Source organism: Chloroflexota bacterium (assembly GCA_014360905.1).
Classification (GTDB): domain Bacteria; phylum Chloroflexota; class Anaerolineae; order UBA2200; family UBA2200; genus JACIWX01.
The window spans coordinates 1-26,995 of record JACIWW010000019.1 but is presented as its reverse complement, the minus strand read 5'-3'; the positions used below and the strand labels follow the sequence as shown (position 1 = coordinate 26,995).

The window sequence follows — 26,995 nt, the reverse complement described above, 5'->3', positions numbered from 1 at the left end:
GAGGCAAGACATGGTCTCAGATCAATTGCGCGCGCTGGAGAAGAAAGCTCTGGACGAACTGAAAGATGTGAGTTCGACGGAAGCCTTGGACAAATGGCGTGTCGCCTACCTGGGGCGGAAGGGGTCACTCACTGCTATCCTGCGCGGCATGGGGCAGTTGCCACCTGAGGAGCGGCCTGCCATCGGCCAAGCTGCCAACCAACTCAGGCTGACCTTGGAGCGGGCTTACGCAGAGAAGGCAGAAGCACTCAAACGGGAGGAAATCCAGCGCCGGCTAGCAGAGGAACGGATTGACGTGACTTTGCCAGGACGTCCGGTTGGCCCTGGCTGCCTGCATATCAGCACACGCACATTGCGCGAGATTTACGCCATCTTCGCACAAATGGGCTTCCAGGTGGTGGAAACTCCGGAGGTGGAAACAGATCTCAATAATTTCCAATTGCTCAACATCCCTCCCTACCATCCCGCGCGCGACATGTGGAGCACGTTACACACCACGCGCGAAGGGGTGTTGTTGCGCACGCATACCTCCCCAGGGCAGATACGGGTCATGCGCATGTATTGTCCCGAACCGATTCGGGTCATCTTGCCCGGAAAATGCTATCGCTATGAGCAGGTCACGGCTCGACATGAATCCATGTTCTACCAGGTTGAGGGGCTGGCCATCGGCTATCATGTAACGATGGGCGACCTGAAAGGTGTGCTGACCCACTTTGCCCGACAGATGTTTGGTGCAGAACGCAAAGTGCGCTTCCGCGCCAGTTACTTCCCGTTCACAGAGCCCAGCGCAGAGATGGACATTGATTGTATCCTTTGCAAGGGCAAGGGATGCCGTGTTTGTAAGTACACAGGCTGGCTAGAGATCTTGGGCTCGGGCATGGTGCATCCACAGGTGCTATGCAACGGAGGCTACGACCCTGCTATCTACACTGGCTTTGCCTTTGGCATGGGGCCAGAGCGCATTGCCATGCTGAAATATGGCATTGATGATATCCGTTACTTCTTTGCCAACGACTTGCGCTTCTTGCAGCAGTTTGCGTAAGCCAGATATTGTGAAGGAGATGACACGATGAGGGTACCGTTAAGCTGGCTAAAAGAGTATGTGGACATTGTGCTGCCTTTGCCCGAATTGGCGGAACGCATGACCTTGGCTGGGTTGGAGGTAGCAGCAATCGAGCAGATTGGTGCGGAGTGGGACCGCGACAAAATCGTAGTAGGCGAGGTAGTGGAGGTGCGCCCGCACCCCAATGCTGACCGCTTGACCATCGCCGTGGTGGATCATGGCGCGGGTGAGCCAGAGGCTGTGGTCACCGGAGCAACCAACTTGAGGGTGGGCGACCGTGGGCAGAAAGTAGCCTTTGCCCGCAGTGGCGCCAAGCTCATCGATGGCTATTCCGAGGAACGGCGCTACATTACGCTTAAACCGACCAAGATTCGCGGTGTGCTCTCGGCAGGCATGGTCTGCTCGGAGAAGGAACTTGGATTGTCGGACGAGCATGAGGGCATCCTGATCCTCGATGCAGATGCGCCGGTGGGGGTGCCTTTGCAGGACTATCTTGGGGACACGGTTCTGGATATAGACCTGACCCCTAACCTGGGCCGCTGTCTCTCGGTCATTGGCGTGGCTCGAGAGGTGGCTGCACTTACTGGCCAGAAGCTCAAGTTGACTGAACCAACAATGAAGGCAGAGGGAACGCCCATTGCGGGTCAGATCGAAATCGAGATCGCCGATCCAGACTTGTGTGCGCGCTACAGTGCCACATTGATTAAGGGGGTCAAAGTTGGCCCATCGCCCGTATGGATGCAGCGGCGTCTGCGCATGGCTGGGATGCGCCCCATCAATTGCATCGTGGACATCACCAACTATGTCATGCTGGAATGGGGCCAACCCCTGCATGCCTTTGACTATGATAAGTTGCGCGGCCGCACAACAGGTGAGAAACCTGTGATTATTGTGCGTCGCGCCCGGCAAGGGGAGACCATTACCACTTTGGATGGCGTTGAGCGCCAGCTTGAACCCGATATGCTGCTTATTACCGATGGCAGTGGCCCTGTGGCTATTGCTGGCGTGATGGGCGGCTTGGACACTGAAATCAGTCCCTTCACCACGAACGTGCTTCTGGAGTCTGCCAACTTCAACAATCTCAATAACCGCCGTACCTCCGAGTTGCTCAAGTTGCCCAGCGAAGCATCGCTTCGCTTTGGACGTGGTTTGCCCCCTGAGGCCACAGTCATAGCTGCTCAGCGTGCTAGCGAACTGATGCGTCAACTAGCGGGTGGAGTGATCGCAGCAGGCATTGCCGATTGCTACCCTGTAAAGCAGCAGATCAGGACCATTGACCTGCCATCCGGGGAGGTCACCCGCTTGCTGGGCATCCAGATCAGTCGCCAGCAGACGGTGGGAATCCTGCAATCGCTGGGATTCGCCTGTGAACCTGGCGAAGATCCCGCTCCAATTCGCATTACCGTGCCTTATTATCGCCTGGACGTCGAGATACCCGCAGATGTAGTAGAAGAGGTGGCGCGTGTTGTTGGCTATGACAAGATACCGGATACGCTTTTGCGGGACGAGTTGCCGCCACAACGCCGCAATTTCAGCCTGGAGGGAGAGCAGCAAGTGCGGGACATCCTCGTTGGCTGTGGGTTGACGGAGGTAATCACCTACTCATTGACCAATCTAGAGAGCGTGTCCAAGCTCGATCCTGCCAGGAAAGCAGTGGATCCAAACGGCTATATCCGCTTGGCCAATCCGCTAACCAGCGAGCGGGAATATATGCGGCGCACTCTGATGAATTCACTGCTAGAGACGCTGCGCGATAACCTGCGCTTCACGGAGCGGGTGACTATCTTTGAGATAGCGAGGGTCTATCTGCCGCAGCCAGGGCAGGAGCTTCCGGACGAACCTCGCCGTTTGGGGATTGCGCTGACTGGCCCTCGTCACGTCACGAGTTGGGCAGTAAAGCGAGGGGAGCCACTAGACTTTTATGACCTGAAAGGCGTGGTTGAAACTCTGCTCCATCATCTGCACATTACTGGCTATTCCTTCGAGCCGACAGATCACCCCGCATTCCAAACTGGCCGGGTAGCCAAGCTGGTGATGAATGACTGCGACATCGGCGTGCTAGGCGAGGTGCATCCACTGGTGCGGGAGAATTTTGATTTGCCTGCGCAACGGGTGTGCCTATTGGAGTTCGACCTGGAAGCCCTTCTGGCGCTTGCGCCCTCCTCCTATTACTACCAGCCAATTTCGCGCTTTCCTGCCGTAGCGCGAGACCTGGCTCTGGTTGTGGATGAGGATGTGCCCGCAGTGCAGGTGCGCGACGCTATTGTGAGGGCTGGTGGCAAGTTATTGCAGAAGGTGGAGCTGTTCGATGTGTACCGCGGTGCACCGGTGCCACCGGGCAAGAAAAGCTTGGCTTATACACTCACCTATCAAGCCATGGACCGCACCTTGACCGATGACGAAGTGGACAGAGTTCAATTGCGCATACAAAGAACACTAGAGAGAGAACTAGGTGCGCAATTACGTACCTGAAACAGATTCGTGCTCACGAATGATAGAGATGACGGAAAATTTCTATTTATGTGGGCTTGATTTATAATCCAACGGGCTAGTTTTATTCTCAAAAAGGCTCTATGACCCCTTGTGAGTTGTGACAACTAAAGAGTGCGCGCGAGTGAAGTGAATACCAAATATTTGGAAACGCTAGAACTCAATAAGATTCTTGAACGCCTAGCGGCTCACACTTCGTTCTCGGCTGGACGCGAACTGGCTCTGAGCCTGCGGCCTTCTAGCGATCCCGAGGAAGTGCGCAGACGGCAGCGGGAAACAAGTGAGGCTAAACTGTTGCTTTTGTTGCAGCCGGGCCTGTCTCTTGGCGGAGCACGGGATGTGCGTCCGGTGGTCAGGAATGCCGAGATTGGTGCAATGCTGGATGCACAGGCATTGCTTGATGTGCAGGCAACTCTGGTCAGTGGCAAAACGCTGCGTCGCGCTATCCTGCCCAAAGCAGAACGCTTTCCCACGCTGGCAGCCATTGCGCAACGGATCGAAGAGTGCCCCGCTCTGGTGGCACAAATCGCACGCTGCATCAACGACCGTGGTGAGGTTTTGGATAGCGCTAGCCCAACCTTGGCGCACATTCGACGCGAGTTGGCAGTAGCACGAGACCGACTTTTGGATCGCCTCAATCGCCTGATTTCCTCACCTGATAACGCGCATTACTTGCAGGAAGCTTTGATCACTCAACGCAGTGGACGGTATGTCATTCCGCTGAAAGCTGAATTCAAGGGACGCATCCCTGGTATCGTACATGACCAGTCGGCAAGTGGAGCAACTTTGTTCATCGAACCCTTAGCCGTCGTGGAATTGGGCAACCAGTGGAGACAGCTTCAATTGGATGAGCAGCATGAGGTTGAGCGCATCTTGCGCGAGTTGACTGCCGCTGTAGCCGAGCACGCTGAGCCAATACGCGCGACCGTGCAGGCTCTGGCTGAATTGGACTTGGCTTTTGCCAAGGCCAATTACGCCTTCGCAATCAAAGCAGTGGAGCCTGACTTGATCGAGAGTCCGGGCATCGCTAAAAACTCCCAGGCCTTGTTCCCCGAATACTTGCACCTGCTACGTGCGCGACATCCTCTCTTGCCTGCAGATACTGTGGTGCCCATTGATGTTCACTTGGGCGGCGAGTTCGCCATCCTGGTGATCACCGGCCCGAACACAGGGGGCAAGACGGTTGCCTTGAAGACGGTTGGACTTTTGGCCGCGATGGCACAATGCGGGTTGCAGATATCCGCGGCGGAGGGTTCGGCTTTGCGGGTATTTTCTGGGTTATTTGCCGATATCGGCGACGAGCAGAGCATTGAGCAGAGCCTATCCACTTTCTCTTCCCACATGGGCAACATCGTTGCTATCCTGGCTGAAGCGAATGAAAACTCGCTGGTATTGCTGGATGAACTGGGTGCAGGCACCGATCCTACGGAAGGCTCTGCGTTGGCACGAGCTATCCTCAGCGAGTTATTGCAGCGGCGCATTCCAGCCATGATTACGACTCACTACAATGAGTTGAAATTATTCGCGCAGGCCACACCGGGGGTGGAGAATGCTTCGGTTGAGTTTGACGTGCGCACATTGTCACCCACCTACAAACTGACCATTGGATTGCCTGGCCGCAGCAATGCCTTTGCCATTGCTCGGCGTCTGGGCTTACCCCAACCGATTATCGAGGAAGCGAGGAAGCTGATCTCTGCAGAAGACATGGAGGCTGACCGCATCCTGGAGCGTATCCGTCGCTCACGCCACGAAATAGGCCGTGCTACGCACGCTGCTCAATCTACGCTGGCTGCGGCCCGCGAGAAGGAAAAAGAGGCGCGCCGACTGCTGCGCGAAGCGGAGCGTGAGCGCCGCCAGCTCCTGGCTGAAGCCCGGGCGCAATTGGAGCAAGCGCAAGAGGAATTGCGACGTATCCGTGAGATGATTAAACAGCAGCAGACAACCCAAGCATGGCTGGAGGAGACCGAACGACGTATCGCAAAGGCGATGCAGGAACAGAAACAAATCGAACCGTCGCCCATTCTGGAGAAAGCCCAGGTCTTGCAGGAGCCGTTGGCGGTGGGGGATACAGTTTGGATTTCCAGCCTGAACCAAATGGGCCAGATTCTTCACCTTGGTGAGGAGGAGGCGGAAGTGCAGGTGGGCTTGTTCCGCGCAAAAGTACCCGTGCTCGATCTAGAGAAACGACAGCCGACCAGCCCACCCAGGACTGAGAGCGAAGTGCACATTGTACTGTCCCCGCGACCTATGCCAAGCGTGGAACTCAGCTTGCGAGGCATGCGTGTAGAAGAAGCGCTGCCCCTCCTGAACAAGCACCTGGATGACGCTTATCTAGCCTCTCTGCCCTATGTGCGCATTGTCCACGGCAAAGGCACGGGCACATTGCGCAAAGTAGTGCGCGAAGCCTTGGCCGCGCACCCATTAGTAGCCTCTTTCAAAGCAGGGGAATTGAACGAAGGTGGCGAGGGGGTAACCATCGTCAAACTGGTGCCGAAGGTATGAGCAAACTCACCATCTATGTTCTGCTTTTTGTAGATTTCTTGACCGTTGGTATGCTGCCTAACACTGGCAAGTCGAACCACTGTTCCATTTCCTGTGGCGTTCGCACCAGTTCCACACGTGCCCATTCCAGGAATAACGCCGTGAGCAGTCCCAACACCAATCCCCCGCCCACACCGGCAAATGCCAATAGGCGCATTTTCGGCCAGGTTCGGCTGGCTGGCTGAGCGCTTCCGTTGAGTATCGTGGCGGTCAAGCGGTCCAGGGGGTCCTGTTTTGCGGCGAACGCCTGCACATCCTCGATCAGGACCTCCGCAGCTGCCTGCGCGACACGTTGAGCAAAAACAGGATCCTCATCGGTGACCTCGATTTTGACTTTGTACTCGTCTTTGATAGCCTCTGCTTTGATTTGCGAGCGCAGTTCAGCAGCCTCTATACCGCTCAACCCGAGCCGCTTTATAACTCGCCGGGCGGTGCTCTCGGTCTGGACGCTTGACGCATAGTTGCGCAGCATATTGACCACCGTCTGGCTTAGACCTTGTTCGAGCCGGGCTGGGGTAATCATCAATTCCGCGATCGCACTGTAGCGCGGAGTTTGCAGTTTGCCCAAGCCGAGCGCTGCCGCAGCACACAACGCGGTCACCAGCACGATAACCCAGCCCCAACGCCACAAAACCTCGATATATTCCCACAGTTCCATAAATCTGTCCCCTTTGCATTTCTGGAGTAGGGGCAAGGTGTGTCTCGCCCCTACTCCAGAGTCCTCAGTCGGTCCTGCACCTTGGCATACCGTTGGCGATAGTCCTCCAGTTTGGCTCGTTCCTTACCGACCACCTCTGCAGGCGCCTTGGACAGGAAATTGGGATTGGACAGCAGTTTCTCCGCGCGGTCGATTTCTTTCTGCATTTGCTCTAACTCGCTGGCCAGCCGTGCTCGCTCGCGCTCAATATCCACAAGGCCGGCCAGCGGCAGAAAGACTTCATAGTCGCCTACCACCAACGCCAGCGCCTTAGGTGGCTTTTCCATCAATTTCTGTTCAATATATAGTTGGTTGGCATCTATACGTGCCAGGCGGATAAGGATATCTTTCTGAGACATGAGCATATCGTGCTTCTGACCTGCCACAATGGTGGCTGCGATCGCCTTTGTAGGCTCCACTTCGTACTCAGCGCGTGCGTTGCGGATGGCGCGTACCATTTCCATGATGGGCGTCATCTCTGCTTCAGCTGCTTCATCCAAAGGATCGGGCTCGGGCCAGGGCGCGATAATCAACGCCTCGCCTTCATGAGGCAGATACTGCCAGATTTCTTCCGTAATAAAGGGCATAAAGGGGTGCAGCAAGCGCAAAGTACGTTCCAGCACGTACACCAGGATAGCCTGTGTTCGCTGTGCAGCAGTCTTATCATCACCATAGAGAGGCACTTTTGCAATCTCGATATACCAATCGCAGAATTCACCCCACAGGAACTCGTAGATTTGACGTCCCGCCTCGCCGAACTGGTACTGGTCAATCAAGCGTGTCACATCCAAAATCAGCCGATTGTGACGGCTCAAGATCCAGCGCTCCGGCAGGCTCAATGCTGTTGGCTGCTCTTTCCATAAGGTGGCCAGGCGCTCTGTATCTTGTACGCTGTACTCTTCATCCAAGTTCCCGAGTACAAAGCGCGCTGCGTTCCATAACTTGTTGGCAAAATTGCGTGCCGCTTCCACTTTTTGCATGGAGAGTTTCATGTCATTGCCGGGTGTGCTGCCCGTCAATAAGGCAAAGCGCAGTGCATCCGCGCCGTAATCCTTGATGACCACCAATGGATCCACCACATTCCCTTTGGACTTGCTCATCTTCTGGCCATATTCATCGCGGATCAGACCATGTAGGTACACGGTGTGGAAGGGGATCTGGCCGGTCATTTCCAGACCCAACATGATCATGCGCGCTACCCAGAAGAAGAGGATATCGTAAGCGGTCTCCATCACGTCGGTGGGATAGAAGTAGCGCAGGTCTTCCGTGTCATCGGGCCAGCCCAGAGTCGAGAAGGGCCATAGCCCGGACGAGAACCAGGTGTCCAGGATGTCGGGATCCTGGTGGATGTTGCGGCTACCGCATTTCTGGCAAGCGGCCAATGTCTCTTCAGCGCTTGCGCTCATGTGTCCGCAATCATCGCAATACCACACGGGGATGCGATGCCCCCACCACAGTTGTCGTGAGATGCACCAATCGCGGATGTTCTCCATCCAGTTGAAATATACCTTGGCAAAACGTTCCGGTACGAAGCGGATGCGCCCATCACGCACTACCGCAATGGCTGGCTCCGCAAGTGGCTTGATCTTGACGAACCACTGCAGAGATACGCGTGGCTCGATCACGGTATGACAACGCTGGCAATGCCCCAGCGCGTGCACGTAAGGCTCGATTTTGACCAGCAATCCCTCCTTCTCCAGGTCTGCTACCAGGTTCTGACGGGCTTTATAACGATCCTGTCCAGCGTATGGGCCAGCGTTCTCGTTCAGCGTGGCATCGTCGTTCATGATGTTAATGATGGGCAGGTTGTGCCGTTGCCCTATTTCATAATCTGTTGGGTCGTGCCCCGGCGTCACTTTCACTGCGCCCGTGCCAAACTCGGGGTCCACGCTCTCGTCGGCAATAATCGGGATGTGCCGATGCAGTGCCGGCAGGATGGCTATGCATCCCACAAGCGCTTGATAGCGCTGGTCACGCGGATGCACAGCCACAGCTGCATCGCCCAGGATGGTTTCCGGGCGGGTCGTGGCTACAGTGATGTACTCTCCTGGAACGGATTCCAGCGGGTAGCGTACATAATACAGTTTGCTCTCTTCCTCCTCGTGCTCCACTTCTAAGTCAGAAAGAGCCGTGCCGCAACGGGGGCACCAGTTCACCAGATAGTTGCCGCGGTATATCAGCCCCTTGTTGAACAGTCGCACGAAGGCTTCGCGCACAGCACGCACGAGGCCCTCGTCCATGGTAAAGCGCTCGCGTGTCCAGTCGCATGAAGTGCCCAGGCGACGGTGCTGCTGGGCAATGACGTGGCGATAGCGATGCATCCAATCCCAGATACGCTCCAGGAATTTCTCCCTGCCCAGACCCTCGCGCGTCAAGCCCTCCTTGGCAATCTCCTTTTCCACCACATACTGTGCGGCGATGCTGGCGTGGTCTTCGCCAGGCACCCAGAGGGTAGGTTCCCCCTTCATGCGATGGTAGCGGATCATCAGATCCTGCAAAGCAGCAGTGATGGCATGACCCAGGTGCAATTCGCCGGTCACGTTGGGCGGTGGCATGGAGATGACAAAGGGCTTTTTGCTGTAATCAATCTTGGGCGTGAAATACCTCTTCTCTTCCCACCAGGCATAGATGCGTTGCTCCACGCTGCGGTGATTGTACGTTTTCGACATCTCTCGCTTGGCCATAGTCATTCCTTTCTGTTCCAGATAAGATCCTCTGTAGAAACGAATAACCCCTTTCATCCTCAAGGACGAAAGGGGTTCTCCCTCGCGCGGTACCACCTTGCTACGAGTGCACGTGCACTTGCTCACGACTCGCCACTCAAAGCGATAACGGGCTTACCCGTGTCAACCTACTGCGGACCCGCTTGGCCCAGAAACCAGATTTTTGCCCAAACCTGGTTTTCCCCGACCCTGTTCGGCTGACCAACTCCCAGGCGACCTTTGGCGGCTCTGTCTGCGGGCGGCTTTCAACCAGTGGCCGCCCTTCTCTACCAGACGAACTTCGCCTACTCCTCCTGCTCACGGTCTTTCGCTGCTATCATAGCACAGTTTGTGCATGGTGTCAAACTTTATCTAGCACCCCTGGGGCGATTCGAACGCCCGACCGACTGCTTAGAAGGCAGCTGCTCTGTCCACTGAGCTACAGGGGCTACCTGTAGTGCTGTCGCAGTCGGTAACTACTACCTTTTGTGGTTTGTGTTGTTAAGTTGACCAATCGTTTATGCCAAAGCAGTTGCTCTATTTCGGCAATCAAAAAGCGAACTACTATGCTTCGTAGTCATCCAGGAAGGCAGCCACATCATTCAGTTCGAGGTTAAACTTTTCGCCTGCTACAATCCGGTTGTGTGAGTCAATGATTTGGTAGCCCCCCAGATTGTCTATGCTGAGTGAACGACGTGATTTGTGCAATGCGAGTCCTAATCGCTTTGCACGACGCCGCAACCAGTTCTCAAGCGATTTCGATTCTGAGTCCATCCCGTTCACCTCTTTTCCTGTCAAATGAAAAGCCCCGCCGGTATTTGCACCGACAGGGCCTTGTGTTATAATTTCCCTGCGCTCGGTGCCGATACCACCGACGCCGTGCCCTGGATGTGCCTACATCGCAGGGCTTTTATCATCACGTTTGGATTCTAAAAGGTCAATGCCACGCACGAAGTATTGCCGGCCTACCCTGAAGACAGGCAGCTTCCTCTGCTGCGCCAAACGGCGCAAGGTAATCACGTGCAGGCCTAGTATTTCTGCTAGTTCAGGCAAGCGATAGACTTTGTCAGGCTCTATTGTCAACTTTCACCTCACAAAAATTTGCGCAGCAGTTTCGTTTTCGGTTTGCACCTCGCTATAAATTCGTAAACTGCGTAAATCAACGAATCGGTAGCGGTTTTTTTGAATTTTGTTTTCAAACTTCGCACTATGGACATTATGTTATATAGTGCCCTTTCCCACTATGTTCTGCTACGCAAACTATAGCACAAAAGGTTCAAAATGTCAAATCCCGTGCTAGCCACTCGTCAATTTGTGCAAAGTCCTCCCACGTTATAATCCCGTGGGTGGCCACATAGCTCCAGTAGTCCTCCATTTCTTTGGCCAAATGCTCAAAGTCCTCAAGCCACTTATCCCAATCAATGCTAAAGTCCGCCACTGATTGGCTCATTTCCGCCCTCCGTCTACCCATTCGTTAAAACCCGTAATTTTGCCGTAATTTTGCCTAGAACATTTGTTCACCGTCTCAGTAACTTATACCGCCTAAAACCTCACTCGGTTTTTTCCACTTTTGGCAACTTGCTCTCGATGTGCCTGTACCCATCTAAGCAACCTGCCTCCGCTTCAGTTCCCTCATGTACTCGTATCCACGGGTCGCAGTTACACCATCCCCCACGAAAGATAGCACACCAGTCATCGTGGTAAACGTCCACATCGTGCACCCCTACCATCATGGGCAATTGCCCAGTTTCAACCATCCATACCAGCTTTTTTATATGATTATGCATTTTAGCCTTTATACCTCGATTAATCATGGCTTCAGAATGACCTACAACGCTTACAACACCTACAACGCCGTTGTAGCTGTTGTAGCTGTTGTAGCCATTGTAGGTGTTGTAGGTATTGTAGCTATATAAGCCTGTATAAAATGTCTACTAGGCAACCTACCTAGATAGTGGCTCATCTCGGTTCCCTACATAAGTGCCTACCACACCTACCACAGCTACCACGCTGTGGTAGCTATGGTAACTATGGTAGCCGTGGTAGCTATGGTAAGTATGGTAACTATATAAGCATATATAAATTGTCAACTTGCCATAGCTTCGTCAAATGCGTCCCCTAGCTCGTAAGCCACAATGCCAAGATGACTGGTTCGCCGCACCAGGCCGGCAGCAACCAAGTCAGCCAACCGTTTGCTGGTATTGCTCTTATCCTGGCCGATGGATTTGGCGATGTCGCTCAGTGTAGCGGTGCCTAAAGTTGCCAGGACATCCAGGATTTCTTGCCGCCGTTCCGTAAGCTCGATAGTCGTCGCTTTGCCCAGTAAACGCCAGCAACCAGTCATGTCATCAAAGCATAACTGCAAAGCAATATCTCGAATGTCTCGGCCTGTGGCACATAGTTTTGCCTCTACCTCCCCTGGTTTGCGGTAGAGGGCAAGCAAGGTATCGGCAAGTGCGCCCTTGGCTGTGGAGCCCAAGACGTGTGATACCGCATCAGGCGTGTCGCCAACGGCCTTGTGGTGGTGGTCTAGAAAAATAAAGGCGCAGTCAAGTGAGAGCGCTAATTCCTGTAAGGGCTCCAAGGCGGTGACCATTTCATCGTGCGCCAATTGGTCGCCCAGGCCTGCCCGGCTCAACGTGTCCGTTACAATAAGTCTGTACGCCATTGCCTCAATATATTTGGCCAATCGCTGTGCGCCGGCTGTGGCGTACTTGCCCTTGAGGGCAAGGCTTCCCACCTGCTTGCGGAAATCGCTGGCAAGCAAAAAGTCCACATCTAGGCCGGCAGGCCAGCCCTGCCGCTCCATACGCTCCTTCAGCCGCCGGGCGTTGTCTTCCAGCGCCAGGTACAGGACCCGCCGCCTCTCGACCGGCTGCCCCAAGATTTCCTCCCCTGCGCCGACTGCCCGAGCGATTTGCAATCCCAACCAAGATTTGCCGCTCTTGGGCCTACCAGCCAAAAGGGTCAAGCCTGTCGGAATCAGCTGTGGCACAATCCAGGTTGGCTCTGACCATTGTGAATTTAAAATTGTATCAGATGTGTAAATTGTAAAAGGTAAGTTGGTCATAGGGCACCCCCGAAAAGCGGAAGCTGCTGGCCGCTTGCTGTGTCGAGTTGTATGACCTGCTCGGCATACACCCACTGGCGCCAGGGTACAGGCCGCCCGTCGGATGAGGGCTGCCTCCTGCACCTTGCCCGCCGTGCCCGCCGGCGGGCATTGTCTTAGTCATATCGCACCTCCTGACAATCTTGTTGTATCTTGTTTTTTGGCCAGTTCCGCCGCCTCCTCGGTGATTCGCTGAGCTCGCTCCATCACGCCAACGATATACTCAGATTCGAGGGGGTCCTCGCAACTGAGCGCCAGCCTCAAGTGCTGATTCAATGCCTCTCGCACGACGGGCAATGCTGCCTGCAGTCCCCGAGCGGCAATCAGAGGCAGGCGACGCCCGCTTGCTGAGACGTAAGTGACGACTGTTTCAAAATCCATTTCTCCCTCCTCCTCTTTTTTAAAAAAAATCCTCGTGCCTCTACTTATAAGGACACGAGGAGGGCAGAAAGTTTAGGGCATTTTGTGAATTCAAGGCTCAATTTTACATTTAATCTGCACCTGGCGCATTATTTGACTGACCCGCCCTGGGGATATTTCCAGGATGTCAGCAATTTCTCCTTGCGCATACCCCTGGGCTAGCAGTACTATCACTTGGCCTTCCCGTTCGGTGAGGACATCGAAGAGGCTCTCTAGGTCGGTGGTAGGTTTAGTCCAAGCCCTTTGGTCGGCTATGACCTCGTGCAGCGGCACTTCACCCTCACCAGTTGTAGCATCTAGGGGAATTTGCCTTGCCGCATCTCGCCGCAGTTGCCGCCGCTCTGCGCCATATGCCCTGACCGCCTCTAGGAGAATGAGGTAGGATACCCGCCGCATCAGGTCAAATAGGAAGTCTGCTAAATGTCCGGGAATCACCCCGGAAGGCCGCTCCAGTATCAGCTCGATTGCTTTCTTAGGTACGCCTGCCCTGCATACTCGGATATAGACCTCGCCGGCTATCTCTGACTTCAAAACCTTATACACTTCCTCTTGGGCCCGAAAGGAAGCCTGATGTCGTTTTGTGCCTTCAGGAGTCTCCAGGTCTTGTTCGATGCATACAAACCGCTCCTGCGGGTTTTTAAGGATACGTTTGATTTCTGCCCAGTCGGGAATTCGAATGTCGTTTTCCATCTTCCGCTTCACCCCCATACTGTGATAGCGGTGGGCCAGCCTGGTATGGGCAGACTGGCCCCAAAGCGTCCCGTCGGACGCTGCCCGCTCAATCATCATTTTAGCACAAAAATCGTCAAAGCACCCTAGTGCCCTGGCAGCGATAGGCCAGGGCAGCGGGTCGAATTGCTACGGGATTATCGGCTTGCGGGCTGTGCATCCATCCTGCGACAGGCCGAGGGCGCAGCTACGTATCTGCACGGGCAAATAGCCTTTTTGGCGTGCTGCTTCCTCGGCGTTCCTGGGCGCTCGGCTGTGCTGGCAGGATAGACAGCCTTCCATCTCGGCCAGGGCTAGAATGGCATCTTCGGCATCCTCAGCGTCCAAGTCCAGAACTAGACAAGCGTCAATGTAGCTCTCGGCAATGGGTCGGACGTTCTCTAGCACCTGTCGTGCCTTGCCCCCGTAGCGTTCCAGTAATGCCTCAGCGTTCACCTTTCTCACCTCCTTTCTATAACAGATTGTCCACTGGCCCGCTCTTGGCGTGTGCCGCCTGCAAATCGGCCTCGCTCTGTTGCAGGTAGCGCCTCAATACTGTCAAATCGGCGTGGCCCATCAGCTTTTGCAGGCTGTAAACGTCCATGCCACCACGCAGGCAGGCCAGCGCAAAGGCCCGCCTGAATGAATGCAGCGAAGGCACAGGCACGCCCGCTGCCAATGCCCGACGCCGCACAACCTGGCGCAGGCCAGCATACGTAAGGCGCTTGCCCTCGATTGTCACCCACAATGCGCCGCTATCGCTCCTATGCCTGAGATAGCGCACCAGTTCACGCCTGGCCTTTGCCCCCACGAAGGCGGTCCTGAACTTGCCGCCCTTGCCATGACGGATGATGACTGCTCCCGTGCTCAGGTTGACATCACGCACATCGAGGGCTAGAAACTCGGATGCCCTCGCACCCGTGTCCAGCAGGCAAAGCAAAATGGCTCGGTCACGGTCGCCGTGGAACGTGTGCCGTTCGCAGGTTGCCAGCATCGCTTTGAGGTTGGACAAAGGCACAGGGTCTAATTGCTGCTGAGGCACTCGTGGGGCAGTGACTTTGGCAATTGGGCAAGGCGGGGCAAGCCCGTACTCAGCCCAGGCCCAACGCAGGAAAGTCTTGGCTACCCGATAGGCACAATGGCAACCGCCGGCATTGCGTCCCCTCTGGGACAGGTGCAGCAGATATTGGCGGATGTGGTCAGCCGTGACGTCCCGTACCCGCCGCACCCCCCGCCCTTCGAGGTAGGCTTGTAAATGGCGTAGCTCTTTGCTGTAGTACTCACACGTCCTGGGGCTTAGTCCACGTGCCTGCCTGTCCACGACAAAAGCGGTGATGTCCTGGGCTAGTTCAGTTTGGCGCAGAACAGAAAGCAGTTGGTCTCTTTTCAACTCTGCCATAAGACAAAACCCCCACCACCACAATAGGTAGTAGGGGCTTGTCAGCAGACTACTACATCTGCTATCTAGCACCCCTGGGGCGATTCGAACGCCCGACCGACTGCTTAGAAGGCAGCTGCTCTGTCCACTGAGCTACAGGGGCGCAATGCTATTATAACAAAAAGCGCCACAAGAGGAAAAATGCTGCATCCTGGGCGCGGGCTTCAAAGCCTTACGTTTTACATCTTACATTTTATGAGCGAAACTGCTCATCCTCCTTGAGAATGCGCTTCAATCCCGTCTCCAAATCCACTTTCGGGCGGAAATCCAGTTTCTCGCGAGCCAGAGCCACATCTGCTACCAATCGGCTGACGCCCCCACTCTCTGCCTCGTTATACAGGCAATGGGCCGTGCGACCGGTCACGCGCTCGATGGCACGCACTAAGGCATTGATCGTCACTTCCTGGCCACTGCCGACATTGATCACCATCCGATCGATGTTGCTGGCTTTTGCTGCAGCAATCAAAGCATCCACCACATCGCTGACGTAAACGAAATCCCTGCTCTGCTTGCCATCGCTGTAGATGACCAGCGAGCCACCAGTGAGAATTTGTTTCAGGAATTTGGGGATAACAGGTGCATGAGTAGGTGGGATGGTCTGACCCGGCCCATAGGCATTGAAGACACGCAGGATCACCGTCTCGATGCCCCACAGCGCACCAAGCGCCAGGACGTATCCCTCGGCAGCCATTTTGCTCACCGCATAGGGGCTTTGTGGCCTCAAGGTTGCCGTCTCGCGGACAGGCTGTTCTGCTTGCTCCCCATAGGCAGCGCCCGAAGAGGTGAACACCACCCGCTTCACCCGTGCGTCGCGCACGGCGGTCATCAGGCTCACGGTGCCTCCGACGTTGACTTCGTTGTACTCCACCGGATAGAGGATAGATTCCGGTACGGAGACACGAGCAGCCAAGTGATAAACGCAATCCACGCCCTTCAATAGGGTCCACAGTTTGGGGATGTCCCGTATATCCCCCCGCGTAAAGACCGCGCGCGGATCCAAGCGGTTGCGGTCACCGGCGCTCAGATCGTCCAGCACACGCACATGATGTCCTTGTTCGACCAAACGGTTGACCAGGGCTGAACCAATGAAACCAGCTCCACCAGTGACGAGAAATTTCATATCCTCCCCTTCTATGTCGAGATATAGGAATTCAACAGACGTTACTGCGCTTGATAATTGTCTAGAAATGCACGCATCTCTGGGTCATCGGCAAAGTCATCTGTCAGGTAGATTAATTCATCAGCATAGTTGGTGACTACACCTTTGCTATCCAAATGCAGCGTGCGGCGACCAATCCACTCTCCCTGCGAGCCTGCTTGAACAACTAGGGTACCCGTCTGGTTATTGCGCCAGCTCTGGGGCATGGGGATGCGTGAGCGCCCACCCACGATGAGGTCAATGCCCGGCACTAATGAGGAAAGTTGCACATCTTCGTCGTAGCCCATGTTGGATAGCACAATGATGATATCAGCCTGTTTCGCCAACTCAGCCACATACCGAGCCAGCACGTCCTCTGCTTTCAGTAGAATGAATTTCCCTTGGATTTGGGGCAACGACAAGTCCGCAGCATCCCAGGTCAATCCGATGATGCCCACCTGATGGCCTCCCATTTGCAGCAAGACATAGGGCTGGGCCAGCAGTTTGTTCTCGCTGGCAAGCAGTACATTGGCCGAAAGGATGGGAAATTTTGCCTCGGCTATGCGTTGGCGTAGGACATCGGGTCCCAGTTGCAAATCTAAATCGCCAATGGCCATGGCATTGTACCCCATCAGGTTCATGCCATCAATGATCACCTTGCCTTGGCTTTGCGCTGTTAAAGGCTGCACACCCCAAATCGAGTTGCCTGCATCCAGCAGCAGCGTGTTTGCTGATTGCTGGCGCGTCGCTTTGATCACACTGGCTCGCCGAGCCAGTCCTCCTTTCGGTGGCCTTCAGCCACAAGGTTCAGTATAACCCAGCACATCGTTCGTATGCAGGACCACCAGGTCAAGCGGTCGTGGCGTAGGAGTTGGTGTTGGCCTGGGTGTAGCAGTTGGTTGTGGTGTGGGAGTGGGCGTCGGTGCACTACATGTACTCACGAGCAAGGCTATTGCTACTGGCAGCAAAGCCAGAAACAATCTCAACGGCATCCAATTCCTGCTCATCCTTACCCTCTTGGTTCCTGCAATGTGAGTGTGATAAGACCAGGCACAAGTATAGCCTATCATGGGGCAAAAGTCAACGCTAGCCGAAAAGGCCAGTGCTCTACGTGATGTCTGCTCGACGGACGACGATGGTGGCGTTCTGGCCGCCAAAGCCGAAGGCATTGGCGATAGCGGTGTCCACCCGGATGCGACGGGCCTGGTTGGGCACATAGTCTAGGTCGCATTCGGGATCGGGGTAATCCAAGTTGATCGTTGGTGGAACGACACCGTCGCGGATCGCCAAGATGGCAATCACAGTGGAAATAGCGCCTGCTGCTCCCAGCAAGTGTCCGATCATGGATTTGTTGGAACTGATGGGAATGTGGTATGCCTGTTCGCCAAAGACGATTTTACAGGCTCTGGTCTCAGAGATATCGTTCAGCGGTGTGGCGGTGCCGTGAGGCACAATGTAGTCCACTTCATCAGGAGCAACGCCCGCATCGGCCAGAGCAAGGGACATGGCTCTGGCTGCACCATCTCCCGTTGGATCAGGGGCGGCGAGGTGGTAGGCATCTTCGGTAAAGCCGTACCCTAGCACTTCAGCCAGGATAGGTGCGCCTCGTCGCTTTGCGTGCTCCAGCGTTTCCATCACCAACACGGCTGCGCCCTCGCCCATCACCGTGCCATCGCGTTGCGCATCGAAGGGACGACAAGCTTTTTCTGGATCCGCATTGCGTGTGGACAATGCGCCCAGACGGCTAAAAGCGGCCAATGCTAAGGGGCTGTTAGCTGCTTCGGTACCTCCCGCAATCATAACCTCCACGTCCCCTCGTTGCAGTTTGCGCAGGGCTTCGCCAAGGGCTACTGTGCCCGTGGCGCAGGCAGCAACAGGACAACTGGTTGGACCCTTGATGCCCAGTGAGATCGCAATGTGACAAGGTGCTGCATTCGCTATGACCACGGGGACAAGTGTGGGATTAATGCGCCCCGGTCCCTTCTGTTGGAGGATGATGCTCTGCTCCTCGATGAGATCTATCCCTCCAATGGCTGTGCCGATTTCTACGCCAATGCGGGTTGCGTCTTCCTTGGATAAATCAAGGGCGGCATTCTGGATCGCTTGCTGTGTGGCGACCACGGCAAGTTGCGTAAAGCGGCCGGCGCGTTTGGCCTCGCGAAAGTCCATGAAATCCCTGGGGTCAAAATTTGGCAGTTCACCTGCGAATTGGGTGGGGAAATTGCTCACATCGAAGCGTGTGATGCGCCTTATGCCTGAGCGTCCCGCCAGTAATGCGCTCCACGTTTCCTCTACGCCGATGCCTACAGGCGTAATAGCGCCCATCCCTGTGACAACTACCCTGTTTGGTTCCACTTTCATGGTCATCTAGCTCCTGTAAGTTAATTTATTGTTATAACACCACAACTTCAGAACGGATACAATGCGTCATGCCTTTGACACAACGAGCAAATGCGACAGCCCAAAGATGCGTGCTGGGGTGCTCTCCAAAGCATAGGTTGCTTTCCGCAGCGCCTTGGCCAGAGCAGGATGGTGGTAGGCTATGTTGTCGTAACCTGGGTAGATTTGGGTATGCACGACAATATGGTGGGGCAATCCCACGAATAGCCGCTTTAGACTGCGCACAGTATAGGTTCGGACATGTGGGCAGAGCCGATTGCGCAAGCAGAGGGGCAAATAATTTACCAGTGGGATATTGCCAAAGTGATACCCGCCACGCCAGTAAACCCCGTGCGTCTCAAACGGATACAAACGATTGGGTGCAAAGATGACGATGCGTCCGCTCACTTTTGTTACGCGATAGGCTTCGCGCACGGCCTGGCGGTCATCCGTAACATGTTCGAGGACTTCGTGCAGGAGGACAACATCGAAATAGGCATCGGGAAAGGGCAGCTCCTCGGCTGGCGCTAGGTAAATATGTTCCAGTTGTTGCTGTGCCTGTGCGACCTTTTCTGGATCTATGTCCACACCATATACCTCTTTGCTAAAGGCGAGCAATTTTTTCATGTAGGTTCCCAGGCCGCATCCCACATCCAAAATGCGTTTCCCGTGTAGCCCTGCATAACGTTGGATCAAATCCAGCCGGCGGTCTTGTCCGAAGCGCCAGACATAACTGGGGTGTCCCAAGGAAATCGCCTTTAATTCTTGTTCGTTGCTCATACCGCTGTTCCTTTGCCCGAGTGTGCTTGACACGCAGTATATCTTATCTAGTATCGGTCAAAAGCCAAAAGACCGTGATTCATTCGTTCTGCATCTTTGATGGCTCTTCTCTGCAGAAAAAGAGCATGCAGCCGATGTTTGGTAATTGCAGCCAATTTGGGTAAAATAGATTAAATACCCATTCTGGAGGCAAGAGCTTTGCTATGGAACAGATAGTGATCATAGGTTCAGGGCCAGCAGGTCTGACTGCGGCTATCTATGCGGGTCGTTCTCAGCTCTCACCCTTAGTGCTCACGGGCTCCATGCTCGGTGGGCAGGCTGCCACCACAAGCGAGATCGAGAATTATCCTGGCTTTCCTAGTGGCATAGGTGGCACGGAATTGATGCAATTGATGCAGCAACAAGCACAACGCTTTGGCGCGCGGGTGGAGATGGATGAGGTGATGGAAGTAAATTTGCGCCAGCATCCTTTCATCATCAAAGCCTCCAGCGCCACATACGAGGCAAACACATTGATTGTTGCCACTGGTGTCTCTCCGCGTTTATTGGGCGTGCCAGGTGAGGACAAGTTCAAAGGGCGTGGCGTTTCCTATTGCGCAACCTGCGATGGTTTCTTCTACAAGGATAAGACGGTTGTGGTGGTTGGAGGGGGTGATTCCGCTGTGGAAGAAGCCATCTACCTGACGCGCTTTGCTTCCAAGGTGTACATTGTCCACCGCCGCAACCAACTGCGGGCACAAAAGATCGTGCAGGAACGAGCTTTTCAGAATAGCAAGATCGAAATCAGGTGGGATTCAGTGGTTACGGAGATATTAGGCACAGATCACGTGACCGGTGTGCGTGTGAAAAATGTCAGGACGGGCGAGGAATCGGTCCTTGTGGCAGACGGGGTGTTTACGTACATCGGCAATGTGCCCAACACGCAATTATTCAGGGGACAACTCGACTTGGATGAGCACGGTTATATCGTTACAGATCGCCGCATGCACACGAGTGTACCGGGCGTGTTTGCGGCGGGGGATGTGCAGGAACAGGTTTTGAAACAAGTGGCCACGGCTGTTGGCAGTGGTGCCATTGCCGCCATGGAAGCCGAGAAGTTCATCGCCGAGATGGAAGGTCGTGCTTACCCAGAACGGCAGTGGTAGGATAATTTCGAGTCAATGTAGCATTTTTAACAAAGAAAGGAAATTCATGATTACCAAGGACATGTCTATTGGCGAAGCAGTGGAGAAGTATCCAGAGACGATCGTGGTATTTTTGCAGCACGGGTTAGGGTGTTTGGGATGTGCGGTGGCGCGGTTCGAGAACATCGAGCAGGGTGCCAAAGCACATGGGATTGACGTGGATGCACTGATCAGAGATCTGAACGATGCGATATCCCAGCCAGCCAAGTCTTGATGTATTGCGCTTGGCGCGAAGAAGAGCAGAGAACAAAACACAGAGAGCATAATCTGGCTTTCAGCGGAATCTACTAAATCATCGGAGGCATGAATGCCCTACACCATCGTTGGTGGAGAGAGGCTTTTCTACACTTATCACCGTGCTGTGGAGCGCGAGGCTCCGCGTCTACTACTGGTGCACGGGGCAGGGGGCAATCACCTACATTGGGGGTATGCTATCCGTAACCTGCAGGGCGCCCATGTCTATGCCTTGGATTTGCCCGGTCATGGGCGCTCTGATGGGATTGGACGCTCGTCCATAACCGATTACGCTGATGTGCTCGCTGGCTTCATGGATGCATTGGATCTTGCCAGAGCGGTCGTGGTCGGGCATTCCATGGGCGGTGCCACAGCAATGATGACGGCGCTGTGCCACCCTCAACGCGTTGCTGGCCTTGTCCTTGTTGGCACTGGAGCGCGACTGCGCGTGCTGCCTGCTATTCTGGAAGGAACGCTACACGATTTCGAACGCACCATCACTTTGATCTGTGAGTATGCATACTCTCCCAATGCTCCCAAGGAACTGGTGCAGCAGGGACAACGTCAGATGCTACGAGTCGCACCAAAGGTCTTGCATGATGACTTTGTCGCATGCAATGCATTTGATGTGATGGACCAACTGTATGAGATACGCTGCCCTACTCTGGTTATCTGTGGCAGCGAGGACAGACTGACACCCCCAAAGTATTCGACTTTCCTCGCCGAGCGCATCGCTGGTGCCGAACTGAGGCTGATCGAGGGAGCTGGGCACATGGTAATGCTGGAAAAGCCAAACCAGGTAGCCACGGCCATTACATCTGCTTTGGCAAATTGGCAGTCAGAGTATACAGCTCCGCTCTAGTGAGCGCTGACTGCTAGAGCGGTCGTTTGTCATGGTGAGTTGATGACGGCGCCCTTTAACTTCTCGGAAGCAGTAGCTAAGGTTGAAACACTGCTCCTGCCATCGGATATGGAAACAACTGCCTATCCGGTGCTGATTTTGATGTCGGGATTGCCTGGCTCGGGCAAATCCTATCTCAGCGAGCGCCTCGCCCAGGAGCTGCCGGCCATCGTGATCGAATCCGATCGCGTGCGGAAGGCGCTGTTTCCGAAACCGACCTATACCGCGCAGGAGAGTGCTCTTGTACACCGCACGTGTCAGGAGCTGATCCGCCGCCTATTGAAGAAGGGGGTGCGTGTCATTTTCGATGCCACGAATTTGGTTGAATTTCAGCGAGAGTTTCTTTACAGCCTGGCTGAGCGCAGTGGTGCTCACCTACTGATTGTGCGCACAGTCGCTCCAGAATCAGTCATCAAGGAGCGTTTAGAACAGCGCAAAACCAAGGGGGACAGCATCTCCGATGCGGATTGGCGTGTCTATCGGCGTATGTCGCAGCGTGAGCAGAAAATCTATCGTCCCCATCTATGCATAGACACAAGTCAGGATATCGAGGAAGCAATACGGAAAATCGTGAGGGCAATCCGGCGCTGCCGCAGTCCAATCGAATGACGAACAACTGAGCATATAGAAAGGAGCCCAATGAGTCCAAAAGAATATCGCGCACAAGGCCTCTATTTTGAGGAATTTGAAGTCGGTGATAGCATGGTATCCCCTGGCCGCACGGTCACCGAGGCCGATATCGTGGCTTTTTGCGGCTTATCGGGTGATTTCAATCAACTGCACAGCGATATCGAGTACGCTAAGAAGAGCCTATTCGGCAAGCCCGTTGCCCATGGACTATTAGGTCTGGCTGTCGCTTCTGGCTTGGCAGGACGTCTGGGTTTCCTGGAAGGTACTGCACAGGCTTTTATGGGGCTAGAGTGGAAGTTCAAACGTCCAATCTTTGCTGGGGATACAATCCACGTGTGCGCTACAGTGGCACAGAAAAAAGAGGTTAAGCAACTCAAGGGTGGAATAGTTATCCTCGATGTAGCCGTATTGAATCAAAGCGAAGAGGTAGTACAAGAAGGACGCTGGACAGTCTTGATGAAAAGCAGGGTATAGCCCTCGCTTTCCTTGCTCGTTCCTCTTTTCGAAGTTTCCACTAGTATGGGAACAAGCCTTGTCCTGAACTTATGGATTTTCAAGACAATCAATGAGCTGTCCAACAAAGAAAAGGGGTTATTCAGCACATAACCCCCTTCTGCTGCGATTAGCGTACTTGCACTAAGCCTAACGCTCTCTAGGGCGTAGGTAGCGCAAGATCAGGCTTCTGCTTGTCCGCTTTCCTTTTTCATCTTCTCCAGCCGTTTTTCCAGTTCTTCCTTCTCCCTGGCTGCGGCTTTCTTGCCCTCTTCGATGGCCTCTTCCGTCTTCTTGCGGGCTTCCTCGGAAAGCTCAACCATGCGCTCCTTCAACTCGATGCCCTTCTGACGGAGCTGGGCCCGAGTTTCCTCACCTGGCTGAGGAGCCAGCAAGAGAGCGACCGCAGCCCCTACGGCAGCCCCAAGCAGACTGCCAATAATCACGCCAGCCAAGAAATCTACTCCTCTGCTCTCACTACTCATATGCATATCCCTCCTTGATTATAATCCTTTCATGTTCAAAAATGACCCCTTACGTGGGACATTTACGGAGACTCACTTGTCCTCACGCGACCTCTTGAACGACAGCAGAACTTCCAGTGTCCGTCGCACTCCCGCAGCGAATCCACCTATTTTCACCGCAGGCGAGACAATGGTTTCGCTGACTATAGAAGTGGTACCCTTTACTGTGCCGATTGTCTCGCGCATGGAATCGAGCATTGGCTTTATCTCCTGCTGCAGGAGACGGGTTAGACTGCGCACCTGCCAGAGCAATAAAGTGAGCACTATGCCAATGACAATGGACTCAAGCGCCAAGATAACGATCGCAAGATCGCGCACAACCTCGAGTGGTGTCACATTCCGCTCCTTTTTGTTTGATTATATCACAACTTCAAACGCCTGGCAAGAGCCATAAATAACCAACAGACGGCAGATGCAGGCAACAAATGGAGCTCACCGATCAAGATATCACACCAGGAGAAAGCCGCAGCAAGAGCCTGGCCCGTGCCAAAACCAAGCAGCGCGGCTAGCCAATAGAGGAGCAGTTCCTTTAGCGAGCTTCCCCAGAGAAAGTAAAAGACGGTGGCGTAGAGCGTTGCAATCACTGCAGAAAGGACAAATAAGGGCGAAAAGGACATGGGACTACACCTCCAGTGGCCCAGCGGAAGCAATCATTCCACCACCGAGCACGATTTCATCTTGATAGAAAACAACTCCCTGACCGGGAGTGATAGCGGGTTGGGGTTGGTCAAAGACTACTCTAGCCTGCTGCGCAGGCATTGGAATCAACAATGCAGAGGCCTCCTCAGCTTTGTATCGAATTTTTGCGGTAATCGGGATAGGTTCGGGCGGTGGCTTCTCGGCGACGAAATGGACCTGCTCAGCTAGGAGTTCCCGGCGGAACAGTGCTCGTTTTGGTCCCACGATCAATGCGTTGCGAACGCTGTCAATCTCCACAACGTAGAGCGGATGAGCAGCAGCGATGCCTAGCCCTTGCCGCTGACCTATCGTGTAGAATGCAATGCCGCGGTGTTCGCCAAGCACACGCCCTTGTAGATCCAGAATGGGCCCGGGGCGCATCGTTTGAGGACGTTGCTCAGCAACAAAAGTGCGATAATCCCCATCGGATACAAAACATGCGTCTTGGCTTTCCGCCCTGTCCGCCGTAGGAAGTTTGTACTGAGCCGCCATGGCACGTACCTGTTTCTTGGTGTAATCGCCCAGTGGAAACAATACACGCGCTAGCTCAGCCTGCCCCAGCATATACAGCACATAGGATTGGTCTTTCTCTTTATCTACTCCCTTGAGCAATTGATACTGGCCATCGTACAAACGAATGCGTGCGTAATGGCCTGTTGCCAGGTACTCGGCGCTTAACAGCCCAATAATCCGATGGAGCAATGCTTTGAATTTGATTTGACGGTTACAGGCCAGGCAAGGGTTGGGGGTGCGGCCTAGGGCATAATTATCGCAGAAGTAGTCAACGACTTCTGCCTTGAATTCCTCTTCCAGGTCTAGCAGATAGAAGGGGATGCCCAGCAGGGAACAGACTCGTTGTGCATCTGCTACAGCAGAAGGGGAGCAGCAGCGGTTCTCTGGCATTTCACCCCAGTGCTTCGTGGCCCACAGGCGCATCATCACGCCGATGACTTGATGGCCTTGCCGTACCAGGAGAGCGGCTGCGGTTGAGCTATCCACCCCCCCGCTGAGCGCTACGGCGATGCGCAGTGGCTTGGTATTCTTCATTGGCGTCCCTTTGCTGGCACTGCTTCATAAAAAGGGGACAGGGCACGCAGGTTATTCACGATCTCAGGCAAGATTGACAATACGTAGTCAATATCTTCGTCAGTGTTCTCATTGCCCAATGTCAAGCGCAGACTGCCGTGACAAAGCTCCACTGGCAACCCCAATGCCATCAGTACGTGCGATGGTTCCGTCGAACCCGAGGTACAGGCTGACCCACTGCTGGCGGCAACGCCCATCATGTCCAGGTGAAGCAAGATAGATTCGCCTTCAATGCCACGAAAGACAAAACTCGCATTGTTGGAGAGACGATCCGTAGGATGACCAGTAAGATAGGCATCGGGTATCCTGTTGAGCACGCCCTTGATTAAGTGATCCCGCAAGTCAGCAATGCGCCGGTTATTTTGCTCGCGATGTTCGTGGGCTAGTTTCAATGCGGTGGCCAAGCCCACAATATAAGGAATGTTCTCTGTCCCAGCTCGGCGCCCTCGTTCGTGTCCTCCCCCGGTTTGCATGGGCAGCAAAGGCGTAAGCCGACGTTGATAGAGCACGCCAACTCCCTTTGGGCCATAGAATTTGTGCGCCGATAGGGAGAGGAGGTCAACATTCAACTTGTCTACATTCAAATCCAGCGTTCCACCAGCCTGGACCGCATCAGTGTGAAAGGGAATGCCTCTGGCCTGGGCAATCTTGCCGATTTCTGCTATGGGCTGGATAGTGCCAACTTCGTTGTTCGCGTACATGATGGTGATTAAGATTGTCTTGTCCGTGATGGCGCGACCAACGTTATCCGGATCAACGCGGCCATACTGATCAACAGGCAGATAGGTAACCTCAAAGCCGAATTCTTTTTCCAATTGCTCACAGGTATGCCCAACGGCATGGTGCTCGATAGATGAGGTGATAATGTGGTTACCTCTATTACGGTTGGCAAAAGCCACACCGCGAATAGCCAGGTTGTCACTCTCCGTGCCGCAACTGGTGAAAATAATCTCCTCGGGATCAGCACCTAGGATATCGGCTACTGTGCGGCGTGCGTTTTCCATAGCCACACGCGCTTCGCGTCCTGCCGCATGGACGCTGGATGCATTGCCATATTTATCGGTGAAATAGGGCAACATTGCCTCTACCACACGGGGGTCCACTGCTGTCGTTGCGGCATGATCCATATACACGAGCTTCGCTGGTCGTTGCATTTTTTTCGCTCCTTCACAATTGTATCTAGATAATTCCATCAGCAAAGGTCAGAAAGAGTTGTTGCATCCAGCGCTTCTGCGAGCTTTTGATGCACCTTTTCCCATACTTTGCGCGCAGCACAAGTGCCCTGCCCGCGCACACATGGTGCATCCGAAGCATCGCTTACACAATCCAAAGATACAACAGCCCCTTCGAGGGCGCGAATCACCTCGCCTATGGTGATCGTTTGAGGAGCACGGGCCAACTGATATCCACCATAAGCCCCTCGTGCGCTCTGTAGCAACCCCGCTTCGCGTAATGGTACCACGACGTGCTCAAGATAGGCAAGCGAGATCGCTTGCGCCTGGGCTACAGTATGCAGTGGAATAGGGCCTTCGCCATAGCGTCGCGCAAACTCCACCATAGCACGCAGTCCGTACTGCTCTTTTGCCGAAAACTTCATGTGCGCCCTTGTAATTCCTAGTAAAAAGGCGGAATTATTATAAGGCTTTCAGGGCTTTTTGTCAAACCCACGTGTGCATGTAACTGTTCAGATTTGAGGTAAGAAATTTCAGCTTCGAGGTTAAGGGCCTTGAGCAAGCATACTGAAGCACTGCGTAAGGGGATTGAGCCCACGTGCTTTCCACGTTTCAAAGAGACTGGCCAG

General features: G+C 54.3%; 31 protein-coding genes and 2 tRNA genes. 8 read left to right on the top strand and 25 right to left on the bottom strand.

Translation table 11 applies throughout. The features are described 5' to 3' along the window. Positions 1–10 precede the first annotated feature (10 nt). The 3 genes from pheS to H5T67_08900 all read left to right on the top strand — a co-directional run bounded on the left by pheS (position 11) and on the right by H5T67_08900 (position 6,055). The gene (gene pheS / locus H5T67_08910; protein MBC7245434.1) at positions 11–1,042 is read left to right on the top strand and encodes a phenylalanine--tRNA ligase subunit alpha; all 1,032 of its coding nucleotides are present in this window, start codon (positions 11–13) and stop codon (positions 1,040–1,042) included. Between the two features lie 27 nt (positions 1,043–1,069). Then, entirely contained in the window at positions 1,070–3,535 is a 2,466-nt protein-coding gene (locus tag H5T67_08905; GenBank protein MBC7245433.1) for a phenylalanine--tRNA ligase subunit beta, read from the top strand. 147 nt (positions 3,536–3,682) lie between these two features. Then, on the top strand, positions 3,683–6,055 hold the full coding sequence (locus H5T67_08900; GenBank protein ID MBC7245432.1) for an endonuclease MutS2: 2,373 nt from the start codon (positions 3,683–3,685) through the stop codon (positions 6,053–6,055). A 13-nt stretch (positions 6,056–6,068) separates the two neighbouring features. On the opposite strand, the gene H5T67_08895 is transcribed toward H5T67_08900, so the two are convergent. From H5T67_08895 to H5T67_08805, 19 genes are all read right to left on the bottom strand, one after another. Beyond that, complete coding sequence (locus tag H5T67_08895; GenBank protein MBC7245431.1) at positions 6,069–6,752, bottom strand: hypothetical protein; 684 nt, start codon at positions 6,750–6,752, stop codon at positions 6,069–6,071. A gap of 50 nt (positions 6,753–6,802) precedes the next feature. Then, the gene (locus tag H5T67_08890; protein ID MBC7245430.1) at positions 6,803–9,481 is read right to left on the bottom strand and encodes a valine--tRNA ligase; all 2,679 of its coding nucleotides are present in this window, start codon (positions 9,479–9,481) and stop codon (positions 6,803–6,805) included. A 388-nt stretch (positions 9,482–9,869) separates the two neighbouring features. Beyond that, positions 9,870–9,942 (bottom strand) — tRNA-Arg (locus tag H5T67_08885). 115 nt (positions 9,943–10,057) lie between these two features. Beyond that, positions 10,058–10,267, bottom strand: coding sequence for a hypothetical protein (locus tag H5T67_08880; protein ID MBC7245429.1), 210 nt, complete (start codon positions 10,265–10,267; stop codon positions 10,058–10,060). Between the two features lie 120 nt (positions 10,268–10,387). After that, a complete protein-coding gene (locus H5T67_08875) occupies positions 10,388–10,576 on the bottom strand; it encodes a helix-turn-helix domain-containing protein (GenBank protein MBC7245428.1) in 189 nt (62 codons plus the stop codon). Positions 10,577–10,769: 193 nt separating this feature from the next. Further along, the gene (locus H5T67_08870) at positions 10,770–10,943 is read right to left on the bottom strand and encodes a hypothetical protein (protein MBC7245427.1); all 174 of its coding nucleotides are present in this window, start codon (positions 10,941–10,943) and stop codon (positions 10,770–10,772) included. A gap of 100 nt (positions 10,944–11,043) precedes the next feature. Next, on the bottom strand, positions 11,044–11,250 hold the full coding sequence (locus H5T67_08865; GenBank protein MBC7245426.1) for a hypothetical protein: 207 nt from the start codon (positions 11,248–11,250) through the stop codon (positions 11,044–11,046). A 329-nt stretch (positions 11,251–11,579) separates the two neighbouring features. Further along, complete coding sequence (locus H5T67_08860) at positions 11,580–12,488, bottom strand: AAA family ATPase (protein ID MBC7245425.1); 909 nt, start codon at positions 12,486–12,488, stop codon at positions 11,580–11,582. A gap of 40 nt (positions 12,489–12,528) precedes the next feature. Then, positions 12,529–12,726: a hypothetical protein gene (locus H5T67_08855; GenBank protein ID MBC7245424.1), complete on the bottom strand. Its 198-nt coding sequence runs from the start codon at positions 12,724–12,726 to the stop codon at positions 12,529–12,531. After that, entirely contained in the window at positions 12,723–12,983 is a 261-nt protein-coding gene (locus tag H5T67_08850) for a hypothetical protein (protein ID MBC7245423.1), read from the bottom strand. Before H5T67_08850 ends, H5T67_08855 begins: the two co-directional genes overlap by 4 nt. 90 nt (positions 12,984–13,073) lie before the next feature. Then, entirely contained in the window at positions 13,074–13,712 is a 639-nt protein-coding gene (locus H5T67_08845) for a hypothetical protein (GenBank protein MBC7245422.1), read from the bottom strand. 168 nt (positions 13,713–13,880) lie between these two features. Next, positions 13,881–14,186, bottom strand: coding sequence for a hypothetical protein (locus H5T67_08840; GenBank protein MBC7245421.1), 306 nt, complete (start codon positions 14,184–14,186; stop codon positions 13,881–13,883). A gap of 16 nt (positions 14,187–14,202) precedes the next feature. Further along, a complete protein-coding gene (locus H5T67_08835; protein ID MBC7245420.1) occupies positions 14,203–15,129 on the bottom strand; it encodes a tyrosine-type recombinase/integrase in 927 nt (308 codons plus the stop codon). 69 nt (positions 15,130–15,198) lie between these two features. Continuing rightward, a tRNA-Arg gene (locus H5T67_08830) sits at positions 15,199–15,271 on the bottom strand. 90 nt (positions 15,272–15,361) lie between these two features. Beyond that, positions 15,362–16,288 carry an NAD-dependent epimerase/dehydratase family protein gene (locus H5T67_08825; GenBank protein MBC7245419.1) on the bottom strand — a complete coding sequence of 309 codons (927 nt, stop codon included), beginning with the start codon at positions 16,286–16,288 and terminating at the stop codon, positions 15,362–15,364. A gap of 41 nt (positions 16,289–16,329) precedes the next feature. Continuing rightward, positions 16,330–17,064 (bottom strand): bifunctional metallophosphatase/5'-nucleotidase, encoded by a 735-nt coding sequence (locus tag H5T67_08820; protein MBC7245418.1) that lies wholly within the window; start codon positions 17,062–17,064, stop codon positions 16,330–16,332. A 36-nt stretch (positions 17,065–17,100) separates the two neighbouring features. Beyond that, a complete protein-coding gene (locus H5T67_08815; GenBank protein MBC7245417.1) occupies positions 17,101–17,313 on the bottom strand; it encodes a hypothetical protein in 213 nt (70 codons plus the stop codon). 100 nt (positions 17,314–17,413) lie between these two features. Beyond that, on the bottom strand, positions 17,414–18,667 hold the full coding sequence (gene fabF, locus H5T67_08810; GenBank protein ID MBC7245416.1) for a beta-ketoacyl-ACP synthase II: 1,254 nt from the start codon (positions 18,665–18,667) through the stop codon (positions 17,414–17,416). A gap of 66 nt (positions 18,668–18,733) precedes the next feature. Continuing rightward, a complete protein-coding gene (locus H5T67_08805; protein MBC7245415.1) occupies positions 18,734–19,465 on the bottom strand; it encodes a class I SAM-dependent methyltransferase in 732 nt (243 codons plus the stop codon). Between the two features lie 203 nt (positions 19,466–19,668). On the opposite strand from H5T67_08805, the gene trxB reads away from it, so the two are divergent. The 5 genes from trxB (at position 19,669) to H5T67_08780 (ending at position 22,888) form a co-directional block, all read left to right on the top strand. After that, positions 19,669–20,610 (top strand): thioredoxin-disulfide reductase, encoded by a 942-nt coding sequence (gene trxB / locus H5T67_08800; GenBank protein MBC7245414.1) that lies wholly within the window; start codon positions 19,669–19,671, stop codon positions 20,608–20,610. A 46-nt stretch (positions 20,611–20,656) separates the two neighbouring features. After that, the gene (locus H5T67_08795; protein ID MBC7245413.1) at positions 20,657–20,863 is read left to right on the top strand and encodes a DUF1858 domain-containing protein; all 207 of its coding nucleotides are present in this window, start codon (positions 20,657–20,659) and stop codon (positions 20,861–20,863) included. Positions 20,864–20,956: 93 nt separating this feature from the next. Further along, positions 20,957–21,745 carry an alpha/beta fold hydrolase gene (locus H5T67_08790; GenBank protein ID MBC7245412.1) on the top strand — a complete coding sequence of 263 codons (789 nt, stop codon included), beginning with the start codon at positions 20,957–20,959 and terminating at the stop codon, positions 21,743–21,745. Between the two features lie 42 nt (positions 21,746–21,787). Next, a complete protein-coding gene (locus tag H5T67_08785; GenBank protein MBC7245411.1) occupies positions 21,788–22,393 on the top strand; it encodes an ATP-binding protein in 606 nt (201 codons plus the stop codon). Between the two features lie 30 nt (positions 22,394–22,423). Continuing rightward, positions 22,424–22,888, top strand: coding sequence for a MaoC family dehydratase N-terminal domain-containing protein (locus H5T67_08780; protein MBC7245410.1), 465 nt, complete (start codon positions 22,424–22,426; stop codon positions 22,886–22,888). A gap of 200 nt (positions 22,889–23,088) precedes the next feature. Here the strand turns inward: H5T67_08780 and H5T67_08775 are convergent, their stop codons facing one another. The 6 genes from H5T67_08775 to H5T67_08750 form a co-directional block, all read right to left on the bottom strand. Continuing rightward, the gene (locus H5T67_08775) at positions 23,089–23,391 is read right to left on the bottom strand and encodes a YtxH domain-containing protein (protein MBC7245409.1); all 303 of its coding nucleotides are present in this window, start codon (positions 23,389–23,391) and stop codon (positions 23,089–23,091) included. A 72-nt stretch (positions 23,392–23,463) separates the two neighbouring features. Beyond that, the gene (locus tag H5T67_08770) at positions 23,464–23,766 is read right to left on the bottom strand and encodes a hypothetical protein (GenBank protein ID MBC7245408.1); all 303 of its coding nucleotides are present in this window, start codon (positions 23,764–23,766) and stop codon (positions 23,464–23,466) included. Between the two features lie 26 nt (positions 23,767–23,792). Beyond that, on the bottom strand, positions 23,793–24,047 hold the full coding sequence (locus H5T67_08765) for a hypothetical protein (protein MBC7245407.1): 255 nt from the start codon (positions 24,045–24,047) through the stop codon (positions 23,793–23,795). A gap of 4 nt (positions 24,048–24,051) precedes the next feature. Continuing rightward, positions 24,052–25,155, bottom strand: a complete 1,104-nt coding sequence (mnmA, locus tag H5T67_08760) for a tRNA 2-thiouridine(34) synthase MnmA (GenBank protein ID MBC7245406.1) — start codon at positions 25,153–25,155, stop codon at positions 24,052–24,054. Further along, on the bottom strand, positions 25,152–26,348 hold the full coding sequence (gene nifS, locus H5T67_08755; protein MBC7245405.1) for a cysteine desulfurase NifS: 1,197 nt from the start codon (positions 26,346–26,348) through the stop codon (positions 25,152–25,154). Before nifS ends, mnmA begins: the two co-directional genes overlap by 4 nt. A 38-nt stretch (positions 26,349–26,386) precedes the next feature. Next, positions 26,387–26,791 (bottom strand): Rrf2 family transcriptional regulator, encoded by a 405-nt coding sequence (locus H5T67_08750; GenBank protein MBC7245404.1) that lies wholly within the window; start codon positions 26,789–26,791, stop codon positions 26,387–26,389. Positions 26,792–26,995: the final 204 nt, after the last annotated feature.

Excerpts from the sequence above, each read along its gene's own strand:
- trxB (MBC7245414.1), top strand. The coding sequence starts at position 19,669 with ATGGAACAGATAGTGATCATAGGTTCAGGGCCAGCAGGTCTGACTGCG.
- H5T67_08870 (MBC7245427.1), bottom strand. The coding sequence starts at position 10,943 with ATGAGCCAATCAGTGGCGGACTTTAGCATTGATTGGGATAAGTGGCTT.
- H5T67_08835 (MBC7245420.1), bottom strand. The coding sequence starts at position 15,129 with ATGGCAGAGTTGAAAAGAGACCAACTGCTTTCTGTTCTGCGCCAAACT.
- pheS (MBC7245434.1), top strand. The coding sequence starts at position 11 with ATGGTCTCAGATCAATTGCGCGCGCTGGAGAAGAAAGCTCTGGACGAA.
- H5T67_08865 (MBC7245426.1), bottom strand. The coding sequence starts at position 11,250 with ATGGTTGAAACTGGGCAATTGCCCATGATGGTAGGGGTGCACGATGTG.
- H5T67_08815 (MBC7245417.1), bottom strand. The coding sequence starts at position 17,313 with ATGAGCAGGAATTGGATGCCGTTGAGATTGTTTCTGGCTTTGCTGCCA.
- H5T67_08795 (MBC7245413.1), top strand. The coding sequence starts at position 20,657 with ATGATTACCAAGGACATGTCTATTGGCGAAGCAGTGGAGAAGTATCCA.
- H5T67_08805 (MBC7245415.1), bottom strand. The coding sequence starts at position 19,465 with ATGAGCAACGAACAAGAATTAAAGGCGATTTCCTTGGGACACCCCAGT.
- H5T67_08880 (MBC7245429.1), bottom strand. The coding sequence starts at position 10,267 with ATGGACTCAGAATCGAAATCGCTTGAGAACTGGTTGCGGCGTCGTGCA.
- H5T67_08780 (MBC7245410.1), top strand. The coding sequence starts at position 22,424 with ATGAGTCCAAAAGAATATCGCGCACAAGGCCTCTATTTTGAGGAATTT.
- H5T67_08890 (MBC7245430.1), bottom strand. The coding sequence starts at position 9,481 with ATGACTATGGCCAAGCGAGAGATGTCGAAAACGTACAATCACCGCAGC.
- H5T67_08785 (MBC7245411.1), top strand. The coding sequence starts at position 21,788 with ATGACGGCGCCCTTTAACTTCTCGGAAGCAGTAGCTAAGGTTGAAACA.
- H5T67_08855 (MBC7245424.1), bottom strand. The coding sequence starts at position 12,726 with ATGACTAAGACAATGCCCGCCGGCGGGCACGGCGGGCAAGGTGCAGGA.
- mnmA (MBC7245406.1), bottom strand. The coding sequence starts at position 25,155 with ATGAAGAATACCAAGCCACTGCGCATCGCCGTAGCGCTCAGCGGGGGG.
- H5T67_08775 (MBC7245409.1), bottom strand. The coding sequence starts at position 23,391 with ATGAGTAGTGAGAGCAGAGGAGTAGATTTCTTGGCTGGCGTGATTATT.
- fabF (MBC7245416.1), bottom strand. The coding sequence starts at position 18,667 with ATGAAAGTGGAACCAAACAGGGTAGTTGTCACAGGGATGGGCGCTATT.
- H5T67_08905 (MBC7245433.1), top strand. The coding sequence starts at position 1,070 with ATGAGGGTACCGTTAAGCTGGCTAAAAGAGTATGTGGACATTGTGCTG.
- H5T67_08750 (MBC7245404.1), bottom strand. The coding sequence starts at position 26,791 with ATGAAGTTTTCGGCAAAAGAGCAGTACGGACTGCGTGCTATGGTGGAG.
- H5T67_08845 (MBC7245422.1), bottom strand. The coding sequence starts at position 13,712 with ATGGAAAACGACATTCGAATTCCCGACTGGGCAGAAATCAAACGTATC.
- H5T67_08850 (MBC7245423.1), bottom strand. The coding sequence starts at position 12,983 with ATGGATTTTGAAACAGTCGTCACTTACGTCTCAGCAAGCGGGCGTCGC.
- H5T67_08790 (MBC7245412.1), top strand. The coding sequence starts at position 20,957 with ATGCCCTACACCATCGTTGGTGGAGAGAGGCTTTTCTACACTTATCAC.
- H5T67_08825 (MBC7245419.1), bottom strand. The coding sequence starts at position 16,288 with ATGAAATTTCTCGTCACTGGTGGAGCTGGTTTCATTGGTTCAGCCCTG.
- H5T67_08895 (MBC7245431.1), bottom strand. The coding sequence starts at position 6,752 with ATGGAACTGTGGGAATATATCGAGGTTTTGTGGCGTTGGGGCTGGGTT.
- H5T67_08765 (MBC7245407.1), bottom strand. The coding sequence starts at position 24,047 with ATGTCCTTTTCGCCCTTATTTGTCCTTTCTGCAGTGATTGCAACGCTC.
- nifS (MBC7245405.1), bottom strand. The coding sequence starts at position 26,348 with ATGCAACGACCAGCGAAGCTCGTGTATATGGATCATGCCGCAACGACA.